Origin of the sequence: Citrobacter sp. Cpo109 (assembly GCF_030332565.1) — a bacterium.
GTDB lineage: Bacteria > Pseudomonadota > Gammaproteobacteria > Enterobacterales > Enterobacteriaceae > Citrobacter > Citrobacter portucalensis.
Map to the genome: position 1 here is coordinate 103,900 of NZ_JAOWHQ010000069.1, position 21,737 is coordinate 125,636.

The 21,737-nt window shown below is 50.7% G+C and carries 17 protein-coding genes; 7 read left to right on the forward strand and 10 right to left on the reverse strand.

Going from position 1 to position 21,737, the window contains the following annotated elements:
- Position 1: 1 nt before the first annotated feature.
- Positions 2 to 4,525: an autotransporter outer membrane beta-barrel domain-containing protein gene (locus OGY71_RS18425; protein ID WP_286613532.1), complete on the reverse strand. Its 4,524-nt coding sequence runs from the start codon at positions 4,523 to 4,525 to the stop codon at positions 2 to 4.
- A 497-nt stretch (positions 4,526 to 5,022) separates the two neighbouring features.
- On the opposite strand from OGY71_RS18425, the gene cstA reads away from it, so the two are divergent.
- Both cstA and OGY71_RS18435 read left to right on the forward strand, forming a co-directional pair.
- Positions 5,023 to 7,128 (forward strand): pyruvate/proton symporter CstA, encoded by a 2,106-nt coding sequence (cstA, locus tag OGY71_RS18430; RefSeq protein ID WP_008784063.1) that lies wholly within the window; start codon positions 5,023 to 5,025, stop codon positions 7,126 to 7,128.
- 63 nt (positions 7,129 to 7,191) lie between these two features.
- Entirely contained in the window at positions 7,192 to 7,389 is a 198-nt protein-coding gene (locus tag OGY71_RS18435; RefSeq protein WP_003022064.1) for a YbdD/YjiX family protein, read from the forward strand.
- A gap of 110 nt (positions 7,390 to 7,499) precedes the next feature.
- On the opposite strand, the gene OGY71_RS18440 is transcribed toward OGY71_RS18435, so the two are convergent.
- On the reverse strand, positions 7,500 to 8,588 hold the full coding sequence (locus tag OGY71_RS18440) for an oxidoreductase (protein ID WP_003831202.1): 1,089 nt from the start codon (positions 8,586 to 8,588) through the stop codon (positions 7,500 to 7,502).
- A gap of 132 nt (positions 8,589 to 8,720) precedes the next feature.
- Here OGY71_RS18440 and OGY71_RS18445 point away from each other — a divergent pair, with 132 nt between their 5' ends.
- Positions 8,721 to 9,881: a pyridoxal phosphate-dependent aminotransferase gene (locus OGY71_RS18445; RefSeq protein ID WP_126955866.1), complete on the forward strand. Its 1,161-nt coding sequence runs from the start codon at positions 8,721 to 8,723 to the stop codon at positions 9,879 to 9,881.
- Here the strand turns inward: OGY71_RS18445 and OGY71_RS18450 are convergent, their stop codons facing one another.
- The 4 genes from OGY71_RS18450 to dsbG all read right to left on the reverse strand — a co-directional run bounded on the left by OGY71_RS18450 (position 9,882) and on the right by dsbG (position 13,723).
- Positions 9,882 to 10,499 carry an IbrB-like domain-containing protein gene (locus tag OGY71_RS18450; RefSeq protein WP_003831207.1) on the reverse strand — a complete coding sequence of 206 codons (618 nt, stop codon included), beginning with the start codon at positions 10,497 to 10,499 and terminating at the stop codon, positions 9,882 to 9,884.
- The gene (locus tag OGY71_RS18455; RefSeq protein WP_063940720.1) at positions 10,484 to 11,707 is read right to left on the reverse strand and encodes a phosphoadenosine phosphosulfate reductase; all 1,224 of its coding nucleotides are present in this window, start codon (positions 11,705 to 11,707) and stop codon (positions 10,484 to 10,486) included. Before OGY71_RS18455 ends, OGY71_RS18450 begins: the two co-directional genes overlap by 16 nt.
- Positions 11,708 to 11,846: 139 nt before the next feature.
- Entirely contained in the window at positions 11,847 to 12,773 is a 927-nt protein-coding gene (gene citR, locus OGY71_RS18460; RefSeq protein ID WP_003831212.1) for a DNA-binding transcriptional repressor CitR, read from the reverse strand.
- A gap of 203 nt (positions 12,774 to 12,976) precedes the next feature.
- Positions 12,977 to 13,723, reverse strand: a complete 747-nt coding sequence (dsbG, locus tag OGY71_RS18465) for a thiol:disulfide interchange protein DsbG (protein WP_164563013.1) — start codon at positions 13,721 to 13,723, stop codon at positions 12,977 to 12,979.
- A 374-nt stretch (positions 13,724 to 14,097) separates the two neighbouring features.
- On the opposite strand from dsbG, the gene ahpC reads away from it, so the two are divergent.
- Both ahpC and ahpF read left to right on the forward strand, forming a co-directional pair.
- Positions 14,098 to 14,661 (forward strand): alkyl hydroperoxide reductase subunit C, encoded by a 564-nt coding sequence (gene ahpC, locus OGY71_RS18470; protein ID WP_002894394.1) that lies wholly within the window; start codon positions 14,098 to 14,100, stop codon positions 14,659 to 14,661.
- A gap of 154 nt (positions 14,662 to 14,815) precedes the next feature.
- A complete protein-coding gene (ahpF, locus tag OGY71_RS18475) occupies positions 14,816 to 16,381 on the forward strand; it encodes an alkyl hydroperoxide reductase subunit F (RefSeq protein WP_003831260.1) in 1,566 nt (521 codons plus the stop codon).
- A gap of 82 nt (positions 16,382 to 16,463) precedes the next feature.
- Here ahpF and uspG read toward each other — a convergent pair whose 3' ends face one another.
- Both uspG and rnk read right to left on the reverse strand, forming a co-directional pair.
- Positions 16,464 to 16,892: a universal stress protein UspG gene (uspG, locus tag OGY71_RS18480; RefSeq protein WP_003022101.1), complete on the reverse strand. Its 429-nt coding sequence runs from the start codon at positions 16,890 to 16,892 to the stop codon at positions 16,464 to 16,466.
- A 183-nt stretch (positions 16,893 to 17,075) separates the two neighbouring features.
- Positions 17,076 to 17,486: a nucleoside diphosphate kinase regulator gene (rnk, locus tag OGY71_RS18485; protein WP_003831264.1), complete on the reverse strand. Its 411-nt coding sequence runs from the start codon at positions 17,484 to 17,486 to the stop codon at positions 17,076 to 17,078.
- A gap of 275 nt (positions 17,487 to 17,761) precedes the next feature.
- Here rnk and OGY71_RS18490 point away from each other — a divergent pair, with 275 nt between their 5' ends.
- Entirely contained in the window at positions 17,762 to 18,592 is an 831-nt protein-coding gene (locus OGY71_RS18490; RefSeq protein WP_003831266.1) for an alpha/beta fold hydrolase, read from the forward strand.
- Positions 18,593 to 18,688: 96 nt separating this feature from the next.
- Positions 18,689 to 19,312, forward strand: a complete 624-nt coding sequence (locus OGY71_RS18495) for a flavin reductase family protein (protein WP_286613533.1) — start codon at positions 18,689 to 18,691, stop codon at positions 19,310 to 19,312.
- 41 nt (positions 19,313 to 19,353) lie between these two features.
- Here the strand turns inward: OGY71_RS18495 and rna are convergent, their stop codons facing one another.
- Together rna and citT are read right to left on the reverse strand one after the other, a co-directional pair.
- The gene (gene rna / locus OGY71_RS18500) at positions 19,354 to 20,160 is read right to left on the reverse strand and encodes a ribonuclease I (protein ID WP_126955862.1); all 807 of its coding nucleotides are present in this window, start codon (positions 20,158 to 20,160) and stop codon (positions 19,354 to 19,356) included.
- Between the two features lie 110 nt (positions 20,161 to 20,270).
- Positions 20,271 to 21,734, reverse strand: coding sequence for a citrate/succinate antiporter CitT (gene citT, locus OGY71_RS18505; RefSeq protein ID WP_003831271.1), 1,464 nt, complete (start codon positions 21,732 to 21,734; stop codon positions 20,271 to 20,273).
- Positions 21,735 to 21,737 lie beyond the last annotated feature (3 nt).

Consider the following 21,737-nt stretch of genomic DNA (forward strand, 5'->3'; position numbering starts at 1 on the left):
CTTACCAGCTATAGCGCAGATTAAGACTACCATTGAGGTCCTGATAATCATTGTTCCCTATCTGACCTGCGGCCTGGGCGCTGATACTCCATTGACTATTGAGATTAGCCTGAATCCCTACTTTTAGTTCGCTGCGATCCGCTGGTAGATCCTGTTTTACCGTTGCGTTATCAAATGATACGGCCAGATTGTCAGAGGTGTGCAGCCAGTTAATCTCAGCGAATGGTCGGACGGTAGCATCATCGAACGAAAGCTGGCTATCAATCCGCAGACCAAGACGTGTGGTCCAACTATCACCGTTTTGCCCATCTATGTGTGTACCGTTTGTCTCAACGCTATCTGCCTGGTAGCGTTGCCAGATAACCTGCGCCTGAGGCGTGAGGCTTACTGTGTTAGCGCTGCTCATATTAATGTCGTAGCGATAACCGCTTTCCAGCGAAATCGCGTGAGCCAGGGAGTCGTAATGCGTTGAACCGACATTGCCATTCTCGACGCTGTTATTGTAGAAACCATACTGATACCACGTATCAACATACCAGCCGCGATGTTGCCGGGCATCAGAGAACCAGGTGGCATACGCGCCAAGATTGTAACCGTCGATATCGCCTGTGGCTGTAAACTGACTGCCATCCGCGCCGCGATTTCCGGTGCTGTCGGTACTGCCGTCAAGGTAACTGACCATCAGGCCAAACGTGATGCTTTGCTGATCATCGCGCCAGGTCGCAATGTCGCTGCCAAGCTGAAACTGGGTGTAATCGCTGTCCATGCCGATATTGCCGTTTACCGCAGATGTGTCCGTTTTTCCGCCTTTCATTCGCGCCCAGACGCTTCCTTCGGCCGAGCGGTACTGGCTCCCTTCACGATCGAACAGCGTTTGCATCTGCAGGCTACGCGCCAGCCACTGGTTGCCCAGATAAGCGCCTATATCGGCGCGATATTGTGGATTTGATGGGGTAACGTCGCTACTGCCGTCATCAGGATCAACTGGCGTCACGTCGCTGCCGCCGTCGTCAGGATCAACTGGCGTTACGTCGCTGCCGCCGTCGTCAGGATCGACTGGCGTCACGTCGCTGCCGCCGTCGTCTGGGTCGACTGGCGTCACATCGCTGCCGCCATCGTCAGGGTCGACTGGCGTCACATCGCTGCCGCCATCGTCAGGGTCGACTGGCGTCACGTCGCTGCCGTCATCGTCAGAGTCGACTGGCGTCACGTCGCTGCCGCCGTCGTCAGGATCGACTGGCGTCACGTCGCTGCCGCCGTCGTCAGGATCGACTGGTGTAACGTCATCATCCGGGTTGTCAGGCGTTTCTGCTTTGGAACGCAAATACCAGCTTTCGTTATCTTCATACAGACGATACTCATACAGCCCGATTTGAATCTGATTGCCAAGATAAAACGCGTTATCTGATGACACCCCACCGACGTCAACAATCTCGATACCTTGATCGGTATATGCACCCACGCCATCCACATTATTGATGTAGAGCGTGGTGCTGCCGTTAACATTACCCGAGACAATGAGCTGGTCGGTTGGTGAATTATCATCGCCTAAACTGGCGTTAAGTGAGAGCTGACCGCCGTTACCCGTGTAGTCGCCGTTGATGATTAATGCATTCCCGGGAGTCGTGCTACTGCTGCGGATTACACCTTGATTGGTTACGTTACCATTAACGATAAACTGGCTGTCTGGCGTTGTGCTATCACCAAAACTTAGCAGGCCGATGTTGTTCACCGCGCCGTTGATTACCCCGTTGCCGCCGAGGGTGGCTCCGGCTTTGACATTGACGCTCTGCTTGCTGCCTTCAGCGCCGATAACGCCCGATTCAGTTAACCACAGCGTTCCCTGCTGAATGTCTGTGGTTCCGCTCCAGGTATTCTTTGCGGTAAGGGTGAGCGTACCATCTCCTTTTTTGGTCAAACTTTTACCGTCCCATCCTGTGGTAGCGTTGGATGAGGTATCTTCCAGTAACCTATTGACGGTAAATGTCTGGCCCGCGTCCAGGGTGAACGTACCGTGTGCAGGCGTAGAAGCCGCGGCGGAGTCTCCGGCGTACCAACTGAGCCCCACGCCCAATTCATATTGGGTATTATCAAGGGCGTTAACCAGACCAGAAATCGCGATATAGTCGGGCAGGGTATCCGGATCGGTTGAGATCGAAGCGAAATCGCTCACGATTGCGGAGTCGGCATCAATTAGCGTAACCTTGTCGATGTCTGCCAGTTGATTGTCTGAGGTCAGCGCGTTGAGATCCAGCGTATTACCCGAATTGCTAACATGTAGATCGCCGCCAGGATTAACCTGTCCGCCGGTAATTAGCGGGTTAGCGGACCGACTGGCCAGCGCCGCGGCGCTTAAATCGACGCTGAGAATACTGCTTTCTTTCAGCGTGACCTCGTCAGCATGCAAGGTGCTGTAAGTTCCGGCTGTGTGGTCTGCCGCCAGCTCAAGGGTTCCGGCGTTGGTCAGTGTCGTGAGGGTGGAGTCATCTGTTACCCGCCACTGGCTCTGGTCCGCAAGGTTAAGATTGAGGATGGAATCAATACCCTGATCGTTGAAGCTTTCATTAACCGAGGTTGCCCCGGCGAAATAAGAACCCGCGTCCATGCTGAGGTTGATATATCCCCAACCGCTGTTAATGATGTCGCCGGTAATTGTCATTTTCCCTGAGCCATTTACCGTCCCGCCAGGTAGAACATACCCGCCCGAGGTGACTTTCGGATTCCAGATGGCAACGCCGCCGTTGGCGATGATGGTGGTATCGCCCGTCAGATTCACAATTCCGCCTTGTTGCACTACCACACCGTAACCACTGCCGTTAGCGCCGCTCATATCAATCGTCAGATTTTCAGCATTGATTATGCCGGCGTGAGTGAAATCTCCGCTGCCAATAGCCCAAAGGCCGTAGGGATTACTACCGCTCATGATGATATCGGTATTGGATAGATTGATGGTCGCGCCGCTATACTGGGCTGAAGCTCCGTAGCCGTTCACCGCGTAGATAGTGTTACGCTGCTCTGCGGAACCGTTGACATTTATGGTTGTCGGGGCGTTGTGGGGCGTGTTGGCCACAATACCGTTGGTCGTGTGGCTTGTAGTATTTCTTCCATCAATGGTGCTGCCTTCGCCAATATTGGCGACGGTGGCATGCATGCTGCTGATTAGTGTAAGGGCAGTGGACTGCGCGGTCGTGACGGTCAGATTATTGGCATTGAATTCACCGTATCCTCGGCCGGTCAGGTAAATTGTTGATGCAGTCCCGTTTGCGCTGATGGAGCTGTCTGATCCTAAATCAACCACACCACCTTCTATTCGAAGCCCTTCCGTCTTCTGGCCTGTGACGTCAATGGTGAGATTGTTGGCCTTCACTGTTCCGATGGCATCATCTTTGGTGGTTGCCGAATAATCCTCAACAACCATCCCGTACCCTTCGGAGAAACCGTGCACGGTAATGGTGGAATCATTGCCAAAATCCACATTGCCGCTGATGTCCGCGCCCGTCCCTTTTGCGCGCTCGGTAGAGGTTGTGGTAAGGGTGATATCAAGGCTATCTGCCGTAAAATGACTTTGTGCACCAGAAAGGAGCCCATATACCGTACCTCCAGAGGATGAGAGTGAAATTGCGCTATTCTCGCCCAGGTTAATCTGGCTGTTTTGTCCCGTCTGAATACCATAAATAATGGTACCTGTTCCTGCCTCTGAGGCGGTGAAATCAACGTTTAGCCCGTTCGCGTTGAGTAAGGTGTTTTCCCCGAGATAGAGCGCACTTCCACCAGCTGTTCCGCTTACTAATTCAATGCGGGTGTCATCACCCAAATTGAGCGTTGTACCGCTTGTCCAGTATGTGTCGATACCAATAGCTTTACCTGTGGCGCCGCTGATGACGTTAACTAATCCACCATCCATGGTTAACGTATTATTGTCATCATAAAAATAGACACCAGTCGCATTACCATTCTGGGAATCGGTAATGATGTTACTATTGCTGCCGAAGTTCAGAGTGGCATTTTTTGTATGAACGTTAATTCCGTAAGCATCTTTTTTACTGATGGTGTTAATTGATATATTCTCTGCGTTTATATTTGTATCTGGACTGGTGTTGTTAATATATAGACCCGCGGTTGATGCTGATTTTGCAGTTCCTGTATCCGTAACGTTAATCTGTGTACCGTTACCTAAATTATTACTGGCGCTGTTATCAAGCTTCACGCCAATAGAACCGCTATCACCGGTAACGTGAATGGTGGCTTTACCATTAATCTGTACGCCTTGCCCACCTGAGGACAGGCTTTCGATACCGGTGGTGCCATCGACAGACGTCACTGTATCGCCATCATTTAAGTTGATGGTTTCACCGCTAAGCGGGCCGTAATCACTGGCATGTACGCAGTTTGCTGTTAGTCCAATAGCCGATAACACCAGGCCCGCAACGGTTGCGCGAACCCGATGATCGCCCTGTGAGAGTTCGGAAGTCACTACAAACATATTTTTGGCGACATTCCAGACGATGCGATAGCATTTATTCATAATTTATTTCCGTATATGGCCATCCTGAACAATCTGGCGCTGATAAATTTTTGCTGAATTAATTTCGTTTTTATGTGGGGATTTTGTCATTAAAACTGGAGGTGTGGATATATTCTTTACTTTGAACTTTGTGATTAAAATAAAATAAAGCACTAACTGCATAAAAAGTCAGGATAATCTGAAGTCCTAAGTTTAATAACCGTATTAGCTGAGAAAGTCAGAGGTATATTTTTAGTAAATTCCATTATTAATAATAAAGAATATTAAGCGACAAGATCGGCATCATGCCGGGGGGGATCTGAACAAAACATAGAGAGGTTGGCACGTAGCGCGCAATTGTTTCAGTTGTCGCTGCGTTGAAAGTGATCAAGTTAACAATACAATGTAAATACTCAGTGAAAGTTCGGGTTTGCATGGTTGTCAGGTTGTTAAATTCAGAAAAGATGTTATAGAAACAAAATGTAACATCTCTCTGGATCGGACAACGGATAACAACTATGAACAAATCAGGGAAGTACCTCGTCTGGACAGTGCTCTCCGTTATGGGAGCATTTGCCCTCGGCTATATCGCATTAAATCGTGGTGAACAGATCAACGCGTTGTGGATAGTCGTGGCGTCGGTCTGTGTCTACCTTATCGCTTATCGTTTCTACGGCCTGTACATCGCGAAAAATGTACTGGCGCTTGACCCGACGCGTATGACGCCAGCCGTGCGCCATAACGACGGTCTGGATTATGTTCCCACCGATAAAAAAGTGCTGTTTGGTCACCATTTTGCGGCAATTGCCGGAGCGGGTCCGTTAGTTGGACCGGTGCTGGCGGCGCAAATGGGCTATCTGCCGGGGATGATCTGGCTGCTCGCCGGGGTGGTACTGGCGGGTGCGGTGCAGGACTTCATGGTGCTGTTTGTTTCTACCCGTCGCGATGGTCGTTCCCTTGGCGAACTGGTGAAAGAAGAGATGGGCCCAACGGCGGGCGTTATTGCGCTGGTGGCCTGTTTTATGATCATGGTGATTATTCTCGCGGTACTGGCGATGATCGTCGTGAAAGCGCTGACCCACAGTCCGTGGGGAACCTACACCGTGGCGTTCACCATCCCGCTGGCGATCTTCATGGGGATTTATCTGCGCTATCTGCGCCCGGGCCGCATTGGCGAAGTGTCGGTCATCGGTCTGGTGTTCCTGGTGTTTGCCATTATTTCCGGCGGCTGGGTGGCTGAAAGCCCGACCTGGGCACCGTACTTTGACTTTACCGGCGTACAGCTGACGTGGATGCTGGTGGGCTACGGTTTTGTTGCCGCCGTCCTGCCGGTGTGGCTGCTGCTGGCCCCGCGTGATTACCTCTCTACCTTTCTGAAAATCGGCACCATTGTTGGTCTGGCGGTAGGGATTTTGATCATGCGTCCGACGCTGACCATGCCTGCGCTGACCAAGTTTGTTGACGGTACTGGCCCGGTCTGGACCGGTAACTTGTTCCCGTTCCTGTTTATTACCATTGCCTGTGGTGCGGTATCTGGCTTCCATGCGCTGATCTCCTCCGGTACCACGCCGAAGATGCTGGCGAATGAAGGGCAGGCCTGCTTTATCGGCTACGGCGGAATGCTGATGGAATCCTTTGTCGCCATTATGGCGCTGGTTTCCGCGTGCATCATCGATCCGGGCGTGTACTTTGCGATGAACAGCCCGATGGCGGTGCTGGCTCCTGCGGGGACGGTGGACGTAGTGGCTTCTGCGGCACAGGTAGTCAGCAGTTGGGGCTTTGCCATTACGCCAGACACCCTGCATCAAATCGCCAATGAAGTGGGTGAGCAATCCATCATCTCTCGCGCAGGTGGTGCGCCTACGCTGGCCGTCGGGATGGCGTACATTCTGCACGGCGCGCTGGGCGGCATGATGGATGTGGCGTTCTGGTATCACTTCGCCATTCTGTTTGAAGCGTTGTTTATTCTGACGGCGGTAGATGCCGGTACACGCGCCGCGCGCTTTATGCTGCAGGACTTGCTGGGCGTGGTATCACCGAGCCTGAAACGTACCGATTCGCTGCCTGCAAACCTGCTGGCTACAGCGCTGTGTGTGCTGGCCTGGGGTTACTTCTTACACCAGGGCGTGGTGGATCCTCTGGGCGGTATCAATACCCTGTGGCCGCTGTTTGGTATCGCTAACCAGATGCTGGCCGGTATGGCGTTGATGCTCTGTGCTGTGGTGCTGTTCAAGATGAAACGCCAGCGCTACGCATGGGTGGCGCTAGTGCCAACGGCCTGGCTGCTGATTTGTACCCTGACCGCTGGCTGGCAGAAAGCGTTTAGCCCGGATGCGAAAATCGGCTTCCTGGCTATCGCCAACAAGTTCCAGGCGATGATCGACAGCGGTAACATTCCGGCGCAGTACACCCAGTCGCAGTTGACGCAACTGGTGTTTAACAACCGCCTGGATGCGGGTCTCACCATCTTCTTCATGGTCGTCGTTGTGGTGTTGGGTCTGTTCTCCATCAAAACTGCGCTGGCAGCATTGAAAGAGGACAAACCAACTTCGAAAGAGACACCGTACGAGCCGATGCCTGAGAATGTCGAAGAGATCGTGGCGCAGGCGAAAGGTGCGCACTAATATTCTCTTAACCAACCAGCCCTCTCCTGAACGGGGAGGGCGTTTGTACGACAGGGAAAAACTATGTTTGAAACACTCGCCAAAGCCGGGAAGTATTTAGGTCAAACCGCCCGATTAATGATAGGTGTGCCGGATTACGACAACTATGTTGAACATATGCGCGTCACGCATCCGGACCAGACGCCAATGACCTACGAAGAATTTTTCCGTGAGCGCCAGGATGCACGATATGGCGGGAAAGGTGGCGCGAAGTGCTGTTGATTTTTTGCCGGATGGCGCTGACGCTTATCCGGCCTACAACATCGTATTGGCGTAATTTGTCGTCGTAGGCCTGGTAAGGCGAAGCCGTCATCAGGCAACCCGCACCATAATCACACCGTAAACGACTCTACCTTTTCGAATGCTGCGCGCAGTGTCTCCGGCGTTAACGTTACCGGCAGGGCGTGAATGGACTCCACCGGGCGCAGAGTGTGCGCAATCACTTTGTCGATTTCGGCGCGGTTATTGATGTCCACTTCCAGTTGAGCTAATCGGGTTGGCAGGTTGAATCGCTGATAAGCGGTAATTAACTGCGCCAGCACATCATCTTGTCCCAGCAGCGCGCTCTGCACCAGGATGCCGTACGCCACTTTGGTGCCGTGTAAAAACTTCTCAGTTTGTGGAAGGACGGTCAGGCCATTGTGAACAGAATGCGCCGCCGCCACGCGGGTGTAGCGCTCGCCCAGACCACCAACCATGCCGCCTCCGGCAATAATCGCATCCACCACATCGCAAAACGTGCGGCTTAGCGTGCCTTGTTGTTTGTCTGCCAGCGCCTGCTCGCTGCTTTCCAGCAGGACATCGCGGATGGTTTGCGCGGCTTGAATACCCAGACGTACTGTCAATGGCAGTGTTTCCGGCTGAGGTGCGAGCACGACGGCTTCATACCACTTTGCCAGCGTGTCGCCGATCCCCGCCAGTAAGTATTCTTCTGGCGCATTGAGAACAATCTCGGGTTCGACCAGCACGAGGAAATTCGCGTCAGCGAAAATTTCGAAATGTAGAGCCTGGCCCGCATCGTTATACCAGACGGAGAGTGGCGTCCAGGCAGCGCAGGTCGCCGCGATAGTAGGAATACCGACAAACGGCAGATCCAGACGACGGGCCAACGCTTTAGCGGTGTCGAGCAATGTACCGCCTCCCACGCCAATCACCACACTGCGATCCTCTCCCGACTCTTTTGCCAGTTGAGCAACATCGGTTTCGCTGCAATGTCCCGTAAACAGCAGGCGTTTAGCCTCGGCAAGATGAAAAGCCTCTGGCAGGTAAGGGCGGGCTGCATCGATGGCGCGTTCACCATAAACCCACACGGCGCGTGAAAGTTGGTCGGCAGAGAAAAAATCGTTGAGTCTTAACAGGCTGCCGGGATGGGAAAAATAGTTGGCCGGGCCGGTGACGACGCGAATTTCGGTATTACTCATGTTGTGTTGTCCTTTTGGCTGTCCTGTCCAGGCAGGTTATTTTTATATAGACGTCTGAACGTCTTGATTGCCAAATACTAGCATCGTGCTATAGTGGCTTCAACCACAACATCACACGCTGGGATAACAATAATGAGTAATAACCCGCTGATTCCGCAAAGCAAACTGCCTAATCTGGGCACTACTATCTTCACGCAAATGAGTGCGCTGGCGCAGCAGCATCAGGCCATTAACCTCTCGCAGGGGTTTCCTGATTTTGACGGTCCACTCTTTTTGCAAGAGCGTCTGGCGTATCACGTCGCGCATGGCGCAAACCAGTATGCGCCGATGACGGGCGTGCAGCCGCTGCGCGAAGCTATCGCGGATAAAACGGCAGACCTGTACGGCTATAAACCTGACGCGAATAGTGAAGTGACCATCACGGCGGGAGCCACAGAAGCATTGTATGCCGCGATCACTGCGCTGGTGCGCCCTGGTGATGAGGTGATTTGTTTTGACCCGAGCTACGACAGCTATGCGCCTGCGGTTGAATTATCCGGCGGTGTGGTTAAACGTATCGCCCTGCAACCACCGTCTTTTCGCGTCGACTGGCAGGCGTTTGGTGCCTTACTCAGCGACCGTACCCGATTGGTTATCCTGAACACGCCGCATAACCCTTCTGCCACTGTGTGGCATCACGCCGATTTCGACGCGCTATGGCAGGCGATTAAAGAACGCGAGATCTTTGTCATCAGCGACGAAGTTTATGAGCATATCTGTTTCGCCAAACAGGGGCATGCCAGCGTGCTGGCACATTCAGAGCTGCGGGAACGCGCTATTGCTGTTTCATCGTTTGGTAAGACCTACCACATGACCGGCTGGAAGGTCGGATACTGCGTTGCGCCAGCCGCCATTAGCGCTGAGCTACGAAAAGTGCACCAGTATCTGACGTTTTCCGTTAACACGCCGGCTCAGCTCGCACTGGCGGATATGCTACGAGACGATCCGGCACACTATCGCGAACTGCCCGCGTTTTATCAGAAAAAACGCGACGTGTTGGTGAACGCGTTGCGTGACAGCCGACTGGAAATTCTGCCGTGTGAAGGCACGTACTTTTTACTGGTCGATTACAGCGCCGTTTCCTCGCTTAACGACGTGGAGTTTTGCCAGTGGCTGACCACTGAAGTGGGCGTTGCGGCAATCCCGCTGTCGGTGTTCTGCGCCGATCCTTTCCCGCATAAACTGATTCGCCTCTGTTTTGCCAAGCAAGAATCGACGCTGTTAGCGGCAGCCGAGCGTCTGGTTTCGCTGTAGCTATTTCACGGTCCAGGCTTTGGAGAATCGACGGTCGGCAAACAACGCTTGCAGGCCGTTGATTTGCTTCAGGCGTAACACCTCGTCGCTGTCCATACCAAGATCCTTGCCAATTCTTTCTTCACTCCATCCCAGTTGCGATAGCTCGCGGACAATCTCGGACATGGCGTGGATTTGATGACGCCCGCGAGCGCGGTTGTGGCGAATGGTTGCCGCCATTCGCTCATGGCGTTCGCGTTCTAAACAGGCAACCGGCAGATATCCTTTCAGCCTGGGCCTTAGTGAGGCTTTGGCTTTACCTAACTCGTGGCGGTGGAAACCGTCGACAATTTCGTATTCTTCAGCCGTTGAGTGAACCACTACAATGGGCTGCGTAAACCCGTCAGCCTCGAGGGACTTCAGCAGCAGCTTTTTCTCCGGTGGCGCAACGTTATTGGGGTTGTAGTCATTGGGTGAAATATGATCATTTTTAACCCAAAGTACGCAATCTACGGGCTCCTCGCGGAAGGGACTGACGCTGTGTATTGCCTTTCTGAATTCATTTATGGCTTCAATTCTCTCTGGTTCTGATAAACAAGAAAGAAAGCCGAGGAGTTCCTGAGTTAATCGTTGTTGCATAAGAGTCCCCATTCCTGGCGTTTTGTTTTCATGCGCTCATTGTAACGTTGATAGTTTTTGGGTTTCGTTGGACTAAATGAGAGAGCCCGGCACCAATAGTCGTTATTCAGCAGGACCTTGCAGATACGCCGCCACGACGGAATATCCACTGAACCAATATCTCTTTCCTGGGTTTGTGGGATATTCTCCATGCCTTTTTTCTTATACCACTGTAAATAGACGGCGATTTTATTGCGGTAATGTTCAGCGGTTGTTTCCGGCATACTCTTCAATAACAGCATGGCGTATTCCTGCCAGCTTAAATGTTCGGGTTTTAATATTTTGCGGTGACCGTAGAAATGGTTGTCCTGACCAGCATATATCCCGCCACTTTTTACCCCGCTGACGCGGGAGCACATCATTGCCCAGCGTTCAGGCTCAATAACATGGTAAAGCCACAGGCCCTGGCGTTGTTCTGGCCCAAACGGTTCGCAGATACGCATGTATCGAGTGGGAACCCCCGCCTGATACATCAGGTTGTACAGGGGGTTACAAGGGAGTCTTGATTTCGCAAACCACGTCCAGATGTCGGCAGTTTTCCAGTCATAAATGGGATAAATATACCAGGTATGCCCGCCGGGGGCGCTGGTGGTCCAGGGTTTATCATCGGCAAAACGCTGTTTTTTCGAGTTCGCAATGGCGACGAAGCGATTATATGACTCGTCGGCGCGGATCCCGACCATCATGGCTGCCGGTCGTTTCTGCGAAAACCAGTCAGCGAACTCACGAACAAATTGCTCGAAAGTCATACCGGGTTGGTAGAAAGAGAAATATTCGGGATCGGTTATGGCATCTGCGGGCGGTTGGCGCACCCATTGAGTGCCTGGTTCCCAGCATTGCCATTCAGGCTGAAATTGTGACAGTGAATTTTGCGTCGTCAGCGGCAATGCAACCCAATAAAATTCTTCGATGATATCGGAATAATTCTCACGTAGCGCCTGGACATAGTCGATAGTGCAGGAAAACTGAGCCTCCCAGTCGATAAATAAGACGTTTATTTTTTTCTGTAACTGGCGGGCAATGGCAGCGGTCAGATGTAACATCAACCCCGAATCTTTACCTCCAGAGAAAGAAACGCAGACACGCGGTAGATTCTCAAGCGTCCAGGTAATGCGTTCCTGAGCAGCTTCAAGAACATTCTGGTTTAACGGTATTTTATAAACAGACATATCACATCCATATCCGAGTTTTATTTTATACTAAAATAAATGCCTGCAATAAAGTATGCCAATCTTTAAAATAAGCAACGCCTAAAGAAATATTTGTAATGTAAATGTGTTTGCGTTTTATATTCCAAAAATGGATTTGTCATACTGTTGATGATGTGGGTTGTTGATTTTCAGATGTTATTGTATTGATATATTCTGCGAATTTTTTATTACTAAGTGAGGCACGGTTGTACATTAAGTATAATCTGATTGATGGGATTTTGAAATCTATATTGATTTCTTTTAAATTAAGTCTGGCAGCATGGAATTCATAACTAAGTTTTGGGATTATACCAATAATATCTGTACTGGAAATTACATTAATAATTGACGTCATAGAGTCGCTACTAAAGCCAGTTTTACGATTAGTTAGTAAGGCGTTGGCTTGTGCTTGATACTCTTTAATACCCTCTTCCTCTGTAAGATACAAAGTAAATTGTTCCTCCAATATTTGTGTAAGGGTAGCAGATTCATTCATTCTGGGGTGATTACTGCTACATGTTAAAACACACTCAATAGTTTTAAATAGCGTACATACAATAGACCTGTTATATACGGGAGCGGTAGTGATGATTAAATCTGCTTTCCTGTATGCGAGGATGTTCTCTGCAGTATCGGCAGTCATTATTATGTCGTGATGTTCAACTTCGACATTTGAATTTTGCCTTAGCGTATTGATTAACTCAATTACCCCTAAGTTAATAGTAATTTGCGGACTGTAAATGACAAATTTCTTCTTCAGGCTGGAACCGTGCATAATATTAATGGTTTGTTCCAGCGTATTCAGATTCTGCTCAAGGTGATGATGAAGGTTGATCCCGGTTACGGTAGGCGTGATGCCTTTACCTGAGCGAATAAACAGAGGGTCGTTAAATTGCGTACGCAGTCGCTGTAATGACTGGCTGACGGCTGAAGGGGTGATATACAGTGTTGCCGCAGCTTTACTGATGCTCAAATGTTGATAAATACATTCAAAAATTACTAACAGGTTAAGATCGAATTTTTTGAGGTCATAGAGGTTAGCCATGCATACCTTCCTGTGATGGTAATGTATAGGATAATTCAATTGTTGAATAATTTAAATTCTAATCATTCTTAGAATTTATGTTTATGGCTTAATGAATAATTAACTTAAACTAAAATAACACAGATTGCTTGATGGTTACGATAAAAATATATTTTAAAGAGTGATTGAAATGAGAACGATAACAATCACTCATTCTGTAACCTTTATTTATTCCCCATAATAATATTTAATTTTTCCTTATCGGGTAATCCCACTTCCTGTTGTAACGTATCGTCTTTGCTCATGTAGTAGATCGCGGGCGTCACATTAGCACCTAAATCATCCATGAGTTTTTGGTTGATATTCAGTACCTTCATCTGTTCAGGATGGACCGAAGTCGGGATTTCCAGCTTCATTTTCCCGCCGGAGGCTTCATAGTCATGCCAGGTTTTAGCCGGATCTTTGGTTGCCAGAATTGCCGCAGCGGTGGCCGGGCTTTCGGGTTTTATGACGCCAACCAGTAATGTACGCAACTGAACTTTACCGGAATCTACCCATGGGCGCGCCTGCTGCCAGAACTGTTTGCAATAAGGACAGAAGGGATCGGCAAACACGTAGACGATGACCGGGGCCTCTTTTTTCCCGTCCAGAATCCACGACGCTTTTTCCATTCGCTGCCACATCTCACGTCCGGCAGGGGCATAGATCTCTTTTTCTATGAGCGCATTACTGAGGTTTTCGCCTTTTTCATTATACATGTAGCCGGAGATGGCATGTTTACCGTCAGGCGTGACATAGATAGTGACCCCCATGTCCTGGTATTTTCCCAGATAGCCTTTCATTCCACCCGGTGCATCGAAGGGCTTCAGGATGGTAATTCCCTGTTTCTCAATGGCTTTAACAGGGGCAGGGAGCTCATCTGCGTGCACGATAGCGGGGAGAAGAGTTAAGAGTAAGGTGCGTTTAAACATTGATTTTCCTTATAAAATCAGCAGGAAAGTGGGCTTAATTGCAAAACCTATCACAGCCATAGGTAAGATCGACGGTCTGTCGATTGCCCTTTCTTTAGTTGGGTGATGTAATCCCCATCGCTGTTACGACCTTTGTTAAGGTAATGTAGAGCGCAACACATAGCCAGCTCTGCTGGCACTGACGTTACCTGCGGGTAGCTCGGGTAATGAGGCTCCCTGCAAAGGGGGCCTTTTTTACATTTATCTTTAGGTTCACAACATGAGTTTGAGTGGGTTGTTAGTTAACGCTTATTGATTTGATAAAGGAAACGCATTAGCCCTGCGAAGAGATTTTCGTTAACTTATCTCTCAACGAAAACACGGAGGAAGTACAGATGTCTTTGATTAATACCAAAATTAAACCTTTCAAAAACCAGGCGTTCAAAAACGGTGAGTTCATCGAAGTAACCGAGAAAGATACCGAAGGTCGCTGGAGCGTCTTCTTCTTCTACCCGGCTGACTTTACTTTCGTATGCCCGACCGAGCTGGGTGACGTTGCAGACCATTACGAAGAACTGCAGAAACTGGGCGTAGATGTGTATTCCGTTTCTACCGACACCCACTTCACCCACAAAGCATGGCACAGCAGCTCTGAAACCATCGCAAAAATCAAATACGCGATGATCGGCGACCCGACTGGCGCCCTGACCCGTAACTTCGACAACATGCGTGAAGATGAAGGTCTGGCTGACCGCGCAACCTTCGTTGTTGACCCGCAGGGTATCATCCAGGCAATCGAAGTTACTGCTGAAGGTATCGGCCGTGATGCGTCTGACCTGCTGCGTAAAATCAAAGCCGCACAGTACGTCGCTTCCCACCCAGGTGAAGTTTGCCCGGCGAAATGGAAAGAAGGTGAAGCAACCTTAGCGCCATCTCTGGACCTGGTTGGTAAAATCTAAGTCGCATAGTTTGTAGGCCGGATAAACGTAGTGCATCCGGCATTCCACAGGCGCAAATTTGCGCCTGTTTCATTCCAGCACCATGACGCAAGTTGCATTAATGCAGTCCCGCAAAATCGGCTTGCATGATGATGTTTTCAGAGAGGGAAGAAGAATGCTCGACACAAATATGAAAACCCAGCTCAGGGCTTACCTTGAGAAACTGACCAAACCTGTTGAGTTGATTGCGACGCTGGATGACAGCGCTAAATCGGCAGAAATTAAGGAACTGCTGACTGAAATTGCTGAACTGTCAGAAAAAGTCACCTTCAAAGAAGACAATACTCTGGCGGTGCGTAAGCCATCGTTCCTTATTACCAATCCCGGTTCTCACCAGGGACCGCGTTTTGCCGGTTCTCCGCTGGGTCATGAGTTTACTTCTCTGGTGCTGGCGCTGTTGTGGACTGGCGGCCATCCCTCAAAAGAGGCGCAGACGTTGCTTGAGCAGATCCGCGATCTCGACGGTGATTTTGAATTTGAAACCTATTATTCGCTTTCCTGCCATAACTGCCCGGACGTGGTGCAGGCGCTGAACCTGATGGCGGTGCTGAACCCACGTATCAAGCATACGGCGATTGACGGCGGTACATTCCAGAACGAAATCACCGATCGTAACGTGATGGGCGTTCCGGCGGTATTTATGAACGGCAAAGAGTTCGGTCAGGGACGTATGACGCTGACTGAGATCGTGGCGAAAGTGGATACTGGCGCAGAAAAACGTGCGGCTGAAGAGCTGAATAAGCGCGATGCTTATGACGTGTTGATTGTCGGCTCTGGTCCTGCAGGTGCGGCGGCAGCGGTGTACTCTGCACGTAAAGGCATTCGCACCGGTCTGATGGGCGAGCGTTTTGGCGGTCAGGTTCTTGATACTGTAGATATTGAAAACTACATCTCGGTGCCGAAAACCGAAGGTCAGAAACTGGCTGGCGCGCTGAAAGCACACGTTGATGATTATGATGTTGATGTGATCGACAGCCAGAGCGCAAGCAAACTGGTCCCGGCAGCGCAGGAAGGCGGTCTACATCAGATTGAAACGGCCTCCGGCGCGGTGCTGAAAGCACGCAGCATTATCATCGCCACCGGCGCGAAATGGCGCAACATGAACGTTCCGGGCGAAGATCAGTATCGCACCAAAGGCGTAACCTACTGCCCGCACTGTGATGGTCCGCTGTTTAAAGGCAAGCGTGTTGCGGTGATTGGCGGCGGTAACTCCGGCGTTGAAGCGGCTATCGACCTGGCAGGTATTGTTGAACATGTGACGCTGCTGGAATTTGCTCCTGAAATGAAGGCCGACCAGGTGCTGCAAAATAAGCTTCGCAGTCTGAAAAACGTCGACATCATTCTGAATGCGCAAACGACAGAAGTGAAAGGCGATGGCAGCAAAGTTACTGGCCTGGAGTATCGTGACCGTGTGAGCGGCGATGTTCACAATGTGGAACTGGCAGGTATCTTTGTTCAGATTGGTCTGCTGCCGAACACCAACTGGCTGGAAGGTGCCGTTGAACGTAACCGTATGGGTGAAATCATCATCGATGCCAAGTGCGAAACCAGCGTGAAAGGCGTTTTCGCTGCCGGCGACTGCACAACCGTACCGTATAAGCAGATTATCATCGCGACAGGTGAAGGCGCGAAGGCTTCGTTAAGTTCGTTTGATTATCTGATTCGCACGACAGTAGCATAAAAAAAGTAAGACTCACCTGCACTATAAAAACCCCTGTCAGGCGTTAACCTGGCAGGGGTTTTCTTTATCAAATCAGTGGCTGTTAACGAACAACCAGCACTGGCAAAGTCGCGTGACGGACAACGCTGGAAGCGTTTGAGCCGAGTAGATGGGTGCTGATTGATGGGTTACGCGACCCAATGACAACGACATCCGCATTCAACTCTTCACCCAACTCGTTGACCACGTCACGTACGCTGCCAAAGCGGACATGTTGTTTAATACGGGAAGGATCGATGCTGAAGTGACCGACCATCGTTTGCAGACGGGTTTCCGCTTCGTGTTGCAGATGTTCTTCAAAACGACGGACATCGGCTGCAAAGCGGTGCAGGCTTAAGCTCGCTGAGCCTGGCAGCACATGTAGCAGATGGATAACCCCTTTATCCTGGGCCAGAAATTCTGCATGGCGAATAGCCTTGTCGCTCAGTTCCATTTCGAATACATCAACAGGCATTATGATTGTGTTGTACATAAACATTCTCCTTGTCATTACATGAACACATAACAGCATAGTATTAAAAACGATTCTGTCAGTCACGACACAGATTTATGTTTTGCGAACAGGAAAGAAAGCGAGGAGCAGGGAGATCTAACCGGAAAGAGGATGCGGATGCATCCCCTGTAAGATAAAGCGAGTGGCTTTGATAAGACAGAGTTAGCGCAGGTAGTCGCCTGCGGCTTCAGGCTGGTACTCAAGCTCGATAACTTCGAGGTGCGTTGAGGTCCCGCCTGGCAGTTCCCAGTGAATGGTATCACCAACGCGCAGCCCCAGAAGTGCAGCGCCGACAGGTGCCATTACCGAAAGCTGTGTGTTGCTGTCAGTCATAGTGGCCGGATACACCAGGGTACGCACACGGACTTCGCCATCACTCAGATTGCGGAATTTCACGCGGCTGTTCATGGTCACGACGTCGTGCGGCATGGTTTCTGGAGAACACATTTGGGCACGATCCAGCTCGGCGTTAAGGGCGTCGGCAATCGGTAAACCAGCAAACGCAGGTTGCTCCAACAGGCGGTCAATGCGTTCCGCATCGAGGTCGTTAATGATGATAGTTGGTCTGGACATTTATTACTCCATGTCGTCGATACTGCGGGTGCGCAGGTAAATAATCCCAAAAGAAAACCCTCACCGTCAGGCGGCAAGGGTTTAGCTTTTATGATGATACTGAGACTTACCCCATGTTTGAAGTGATTTAGTTCACATTCAGGTAAATCATCAATATTGTCGCATATGGTGTGATTTTAGCCGAAAAACGTGATCGTTCTCCAATTTGCATTATGCTTTTTAAGCGCTCGCTGCGGGCGCGTCAAACAACTCAGTGTTCCGCGACAGGAGATCTCATGAGCCAGTACGACAAACTTACCTTGAAAGACGGCAGCTATTTGCATTTTAAAGACTGGGGAAGTGGACAACCTATTGTGTTCAGTCACGGTTGGCCGCTGACGGCAGACGCGTTTGAAGATCAGATGCTGTTCCTTGGATCGAAAGGATTTCGTGTGATCGCCCATGACAGGCGTGGACATGGGCGTTCGGCCCAACCCTGGGATGGTCATCATATGGATCAGTATGCTGATGACCTGGCTGAACTTACCGCGCATCTCAATCTTAAAGATGCCGTACATGTTGGACACTCTACCGGCGGTGGGGAAGTGGCTCGTTATATTGGCCGGCATGGGACGCAGCGGGTGGCAAAAGCGGTGTTAATTGGCGCAGTGACGCCCATCATGATCAAGACTGACTTTAACCCAAATGGCGTGCCGAAAGAGGTATTCGATGGCATCCGTGAGGGGGTTGTGAACGATCGCGCCGCCTTTTTCTATGAGCTGACCGCTGCATTCTATGGCTACAATCGTCCTGGCGCAAAAGAGTCGAAAGCCGTTCGCGAAAGCTTTGTTGAACAAGGTTTACAAGGTTCCATCAAAGCATTGTACGACTGTATACACGCGTTTTCGGAAACAGATCTGCGTGAAGACCTCAAAAAGATGACCATCCCGACGCTGGTGATCCACGGTGATGACGATCAGATTGTCCCGTTTGAAACCTGCGGAAAGGTCGCGGCGGAAATACTGCCGGACTCGCAATTGAAGGTATATGTCGGCGGCTCGCATGGCATTTGCACCACCCATAAGCAACAGATCAACGGTGACCTGCTCAACTTTATTCAGTCGTAATCGTTGGCAGATTGTTCTACGCTGATCTTCTTTTTCCAGGGGGATGAGCGAAGCATAATTTGTGCTGCGCTGACGTTAACTTCAACAGGGAACGCTATGTATTTCTATCAACCGTCACAGGGACACGGCTTACCGCATGATCCGCTAAATGCCATCATTGGACCGCGCCCGATTGGCTGGATTGCGTCGCGTGACAGCAACGGTCGGCACAATCTGGCACCATACAGTTTCTTTAACTGTTTCAACTATCACCCGCCGATTATCGGTTTCGCCAGCAGCGGCTGGAAAGACAGCGTGCAGAATATTATCGAAACCGGTGAATTTGTCTGGAACCTGACGACTCTTGAGCTGGCCACTGCGATGAACGAAACGTCAGCCAGCTTGCCGTACGGTGAGGACGAGTTTTTTGCCGCCGGGCTTAGCAAGGCAGATAGCCGGATAGTCAACGTGCCGCGCGTGGCGCAAAGCCCGGTCAATTTTGAGTGTCGTTTATCGCAAACTCTGCAACTAACTACTGCTGATGGCTCACCGGTTGATACCTGGCTGGTGTTGGGGGAAGTGGTAGGCATTCACATAGATGAAACGCTCCTGGAAGACGGCATCTATCAGACGGCGAAAGCGAAGCCGGTGCTGCGTGCAGGTGGGCCAACGGCGTATTATTCGATCAGTGAAACACACCGTTTTGATTTAGTTCGCCCGGACGCCCGTGCAAAACGCTAAGTTTACGGACCGACGCCAGCTCGCAGCGTCGGTCGCAAGTTTCAGTATCCCACTTTGTCGATAATAAACTGTTTACCGCAGTTACCCGGATGCGGTTGCGGTAAGAATGACTGGGCAGATAACGTCTGGTTGATGTTGTCGGCTTTCAGGGATAACTGGATCTCAGTGAGATACGATGGATTACCGTGGCAGCTTAGCTTCACAGCTTTGACGTTCTCTTTGCCCCAGCTTTTGGCAACGGCGGTGTCAAATGCGTTACGGCTGACGGTTTTGCCGTAGTTTTCCGCCAGGAATTTGCCCATCTCGCTGTTCTTAACCTCATTATTCAGCCGTACCATAGTGCCGAAGTATGTGTCGGGATCAAAACCGAAACACGCGCCATGTTTGGCATATTCGTAACGTTCCAGACAGGATCTCCCTCCAGCACCGGGCATTACAGCGCTGAGTTTTGCCGCGCTTTCCAGCGACAGTCCGGTTTCGGGGGCCGCGCATTTACGGCTTGCGCGGGCTTCAGGCAGGTTGGGAATGGGGCGAGTCGCGCAGCCAAAACGCATCCAACGGCGGTTGTCTACTCCACGGGCGGCAATGGATTTAGGCAGGCTGGGCCATAAACCGTGAACGGTCAGGAAATCCGCTTTGTCTGCGCTCTCTTTTTGCAAACGACATTCGTCAGGCTCCTGACGATTACGCTCGTGTTGGCTCTGACAAAATCCGGTTTGCCAGGAGAGAGCCAGCACGTAGCTGTCAAAATCAGCGTATTGTTTTGCCTGAAGTTCATCGGCCTGAGTTGCAGAAACTGGCAGCAGGAGTGCTGCCAGCAACGAAGAATAACGCCATGTTGATGTCATGATGATTTCGGACACTTATATAAATTCTGAATATCATCTATTTAATCATAAAAAATGCCAGTCAGGTTTAGCTGACTGGCATCATTTTCATCAGGCGTGAACCGGGATGATTAGCTCCACATTGCCAGAATCGGCCAGCCGACCAGCAGAAGCATAGCGATGTAGATAACGCCGAAGATAGCACCCAGACGCCAGTAGTCTTTGGACTTCACATAACCACAGCCGTAGATGATAACGCCAGGGCCTGTTGCATATGGAGTCAGACAGCCCATGATACCGATGGACAGTACCAGCAGGATACACAGGTGTTCCATCGGGACGCCCGGAATACCTTTACCGACGGCCAGAATAACCGGCAGCATGGTGGCGGTGTGAGCGGAAAGGCTGGCAAACAGGTAGTGAGCAAAGTAGAACACCAGTACCAGAACGATCACGGTCGCGTTAGGCGAGAAGCCTTCCAGGTGCGTGCTCATAGTGTTGGCGAACCAGTCGATGAAGCCTGAACGGGTTAAACCATTCGCCATAACGACCAGCGTGGCGAGGTTAACCAGAGTGTTCCATGCGCTGTTATAACGGGTAATGTCTTTCCACGGTACAACGTGCAGCGCCAGCATCAGGGAAACAGCCAGCAGGCCCACTGCGGTTGCATCAATCAGTTTACCACCGAAGACCCACAGACCCAGACTGAGCAATACCAGACCGATCAGCGTTATCTCTTTACGGGTCAGTTTACCCATGCCTTTCAGTTCATCACCGGCCCAAGCGGCAACTTCAGCACTGTGAGTAACTTCTGGTTTGTACAGAACGTATGACAGCCACGGAGCAACGATCAGCAAAATAATACCGACCGGCAGGAAGCTAAGGAACCACTGCAACCAGCTGATTTGAATACCGGCAATTTTGTTGACGAATTCCAGACCCAGTACGTTAGGTGCAGCGCCGGTCACGAACATCGAAGAGCTCAGACTGGTACTGATGACCATCATCCACATCAAATATCCACCGATACGGCGCGCGGAAGGATCGTTCGGGAATGATTTAAACAACGGCGGCAGGTTTTTGATTACCGGGAATACGGTGCCACCGGTACGCGCGGTGTTAGATGGAGTAAACGGTGCCAGCAAAATGTCGATGATAACAATCGCATAACCCAGCGTCAGGGTACGTTTACCCATGAATTTCACCAGGAACAGCGCGATACGACGACCCAGACCGGTGACTTCATAACCCAGTGCGAAGATAAACGCACCAAACACCAACCACACGGTGGTGCTGGAGAAGCCAGCCAGACCCCATTTCAGCGCTTGCTTGCCCGCTTTAAACGCCGGGTCGGCCAGTTCTGAAGCATCAAACAGCAGATAGTTGCTGCCGATAACGCAGATCGTTACGGCGATAAAGCTGATCGCTGTTGCCGGGATTGGCTCAAGGATCATACCGACAATCATTGCCACGAATACGGCAAAGTAGTGCCAGGCCTGTGGAGGCATTCCATCAGGGACGGGGATAAGAAACATGACACCCATGACGACCAGGGGGGCCAATAACTTCCATATTTTATCTTTTGCTAAAGACATGTG

Coding starts and splice junctions, on each gene's coding strand:
- OGY71_RS18425 (WP_286613532.1), bottom strand. CDS start 4,525: ATGAATAAATGCTATCGCATCGTCTGGAATGTCGCCAAAAATATGTTT.
- cstA (WP_008784063.1), top strand. CDS start 5,023: ATGAACAAATCAGGGAAGTACCTCGTCTGGACAGTGCTCTCCGTTATG.
- OGY71_RS18435 (WP_003022064.1), top strand. CDS start 7,192: ATGTTTGAAACACTCGCCAAAGCCGGGAAGTATTTAGGTCAAACCGCC.
- OGY71_RS18440 (WP_003831202.1), bottom strand. CDS start 8,588: ATGAGTAATACCGAAATTCGCGTCGTCACCGGCCCGGCCAACTATTTT.
- OGY71_RS18445 (WP_126955866.1), top strand. CDS start 8,721: ATGAGTAATAACCCGCTGATTCCGCAAAGCAAACTGCCTAATCTGGGC.
- OGY71_RS18450 (WP_003831207.1), bottom strand. CDS start 10,499: ATGCAACAACGATTAACTCAGGAACTCCTCGGCTTTCTTTCTTGTTTA.
- OGY71_RS18455 (WP_063940720.1), bottom strand. CDS start 11,707: ATGTCTGTTTATAAAATACCGTTAAACCAGAATGTTCTTGAAGCTGCT.
- citR (WP_003831212.1), bottom strand. CDS start 12,773: ATGGCTAACCTCTATGACCTCAAAAAATTCGATCTTAACCTGTTAGTA.
- dsbG (WP_164563013.1), bottom strand. CDS start 13,723: ATGTTTAAACGCACCTTACTCTTAACTCTTCTCCCCGCTATCGTGCAC.
- ahpC (WP_002894394.1), top strand. CDS start 14,098: ATGTCTTTGATTAATACCAAAATTAAACCTTTCAAAAACCAGGCGTTC.
- ahpF (WP_003831260.1), top strand. CDS start 14,816: ATGCTCGACACAAATATGAAAACCCAGCTCAGGGCTTACCTTGAGAAA.
- uspG (WP_003022101.1), bottom strand. CDS start 16,892: ATGTACAACACAATCATAATGCCTGTTGATGTATTCGAAATGGAACTG.
- rnk (WP_003831264.1), bottom strand. CDS start 17,486: ATGTCCAGACCAACTATCATCATTAACGACCTCGATGCGGAACGCATT.
- OGY71_RS18490 (WP_003831266.1), top strand. CDS start 17,762: ATGAGCCAGTACGACAAACTTACCTTGAAAGACGGCAGCTATTTGCAT.
- OGY71_RS18495 (WP_286613533.1), top strand. CDS start 18,689: ATGTATTTCTATCAACCGTCACAGGGACACGGCTTACCGCATGATCCG.
- rna (WP_126955862.1), bottom strand. CDS start 20,160: ATGACATCAACATGGCGTTATTCTTCGTTGCTGGCAGCACTCCTGCTG.
- citT (WP_003831271.1), bottom strand. CDS start 21,734: ATGTCTTTAGCAAAAGATAAAATATGGAAGTTATTGGCCCCCCTGGTC.